Raw genomic sequence first — 1,981 nt, forward strand, 5'->3', positions numbered from 1 at the left:
GGTCATGTGGCGGAGCCACCTGGCCCGCCACCCCGTGCGTCGAGCGTGCGTGCCGAACGCCGCGACGCCGCGGAGATCCATCAGAAGGGCCCTAGGTGAGCGGGGTCTGGTGCGTCCGACTGCAAGGCGGAGGAGCCGTGGCCGATCAGCCGCTGCCGCGGCGGGCGACGCGGTGAGGGCACCTCCCGGCCGGAGGCTGGGGGACGTCGGCGACTGAAGACAACGCCGCAGACGGGCGTGCCAGACCCCGCGTCTGCGGCATGATCCGCCGGACAGCCCCTAGGGGCGGCGGTCAGGTCCGCTGGCAGCCGGGGCACCAGAAGAGGTTGCGGGACGCGAGGTCGGCGGTGCGGATCTCGGTGCCGCAGAGGTGGCAGGGCAGGGCGGCCCGGCGGTAGACGTACACCTCTCCGCCGTGGTCGTCGACGCGCGGCGGGCGGCCCATCGCCTCCGGGGTGTGCTCGGGCCGGACGGTGTCGATCCGGTTGTTGCGGACGCCCTCGTGCATGAGGGCGACGAGATCGCCCCAGACGGCGTCCCACTCCGCCGGGGTGATGTCCCGGCCGGCCCGGTAGGGGTCGATGCCCTGCCGGAACAGCACCTCGGCGCGGTAGACGTTGCCGACGCCCGCGACGACCTTCTGGTCCATGAGCAGCGCGGCGACGGTGGTGCGGCTCCGGGAGATCCTCCGGTACGCGAGGCCCGGGTCGGCGTCGTCGCGGAGCGGGTCGGGGCCGAGCCGGGCGTGTACGGCCGCCTTCTCCGCGTCGTTGATCAGGGCGCAGGTGGTGGGGCCGCGCAGGTCGACGTAGGAGGTGGCGTCGGTGAGGCGCAGCCGGACCGTGTCGGTGGCCGGGGGCGCGGGGACGGCGCCGAAGGTGACCTTGCCGAAGAGGCCGAGGTGGATGTGCACCCAGTCGCTGTCGCGGAAGCCGAGGAAGAGGTGTTTGCCGTGGGCCTCGGTGCGGGTGAGGGGGGTGCCGTCGACGAGGCTCGTGGCGTCGGAGAACTTGCCCTGCGGGCTGCTGGCGCGGACGGGGCCGGTGAGGCGGCCGTAGTCCAGCGCCAGCCGGTGGATCGTGTGCCCTTCTGGCACGGGCCGACATTCCTTTCCGCCCACCCACGACTCGGCCGACCGAGAGACGACGAGGGGCCCGGTGGGCCGGGGTTCTGCTGGGCCGGGGTTCTGCTGGGCCGGGGTTCCGGGGCCCGGAGGTCCGGGGCCCGGAGCCGGTAAGCCGAGGGCCCGATAGGCCCGCGGGCCCGGTGAACCGGGGTTACGCTCGGCCGGGTTCCGGGTTCCGGGGCCGGTGGGTGGGGTGTTACGGCTGGGGGTGGTGCGGGGGGATCGGGGGGAGGTCGCCCGTCGTCTCGTACTCCGCCAGCATGTCGATGCGGCGGATGTGACGCTCCTCCTCGGAGAACGGCGTGTTCAGGAACGTCTCGACGAACTTCGTCGCCTCGTCCTGCGTGTGCATGCGCGCGCCCACCGCGACGACGTTCGCGTTGTTGTGCTGCCGGCCGAGCGACGCGGTCTCCTCGCTCCAGGCGAGGGCCGCGCGGACGCCCTTGACCTTGTTCGCGGCGATCTGCTCGCCGTTGCCGGAGCCGCCGATCACGACGCCGAGGGACTCGGGGTCCGCCGCCGTCCGCTCGGCCGCGCGCAGGCAGAACGGCGGGTAGTCGTCCTGGGCGTCGTAGATGTGGGGGCCGCAGTCCACGGGGTCGTGGCCCGCCGCCTTCAGCCACTCGACGAGGTGGTTCTTGAGTTCGAAGCCCGCATGGTCGGAGCCGAGATACACGCGCATGGGACGAGTGTGACATGGCGCCGATCGTGCGGCAGAGCGGGGGCCGCGGCCCGCGAGGGGCGGGGTGGTTCGACAGGATGGCACTCCCCGGGCAGGAACCGCTCCTCCTCGTCGAGGCAGAGGGAGTGGATGGCCACCCCCGGCCCCTCCCGCAACAGCCGGACGACACCGGG

The 1,981-nt window shown here is 73.4% G+C and carries 2 protein-coding genes; both read right to left on the minus strand.

Annotated features, from left to right (window positions below; genetic code table 11):
* Window positions 1–292 precede the first annotated feature (292 nt).
* Window positions 293–1,096: a DNA-formamidopyrimidine glycosylase family protein gene (locus AB0958_RS44990; protein WP_366896272.1), complete on the minus strand. Its 804-nt coding sequence runs from the start codon at window positions 1,094–1,096 to the stop codon at window positions 293–295.
* A 226-nt stretch (window positions 1,097–1,322) separates the two neighbouring features.
* On the minus strand, window positions 1,323–1,808 hold the full coding sequence (locus AB0958_RS44995; protein ID WP_366896273.1) for a ribose-5-phosphate isomerase: 486 nt from the start codon (window positions 1,806–1,808) through the stop codon (window positions 1,323–1,325).
* Window positions 1,809–1,981: the final 173 nt, after the last annotated feature.

Origin of the sequence: Streptomyces sp. NPDC006655 (assembly GCF_040703965.1) — a bacterium.
In the GTDB taxonomy this organism is placed as follows: Bacteria; Actinomycetota; Actinomycetes; order Streptomycetales; family Streptomycetaceae; genus Streptomyces.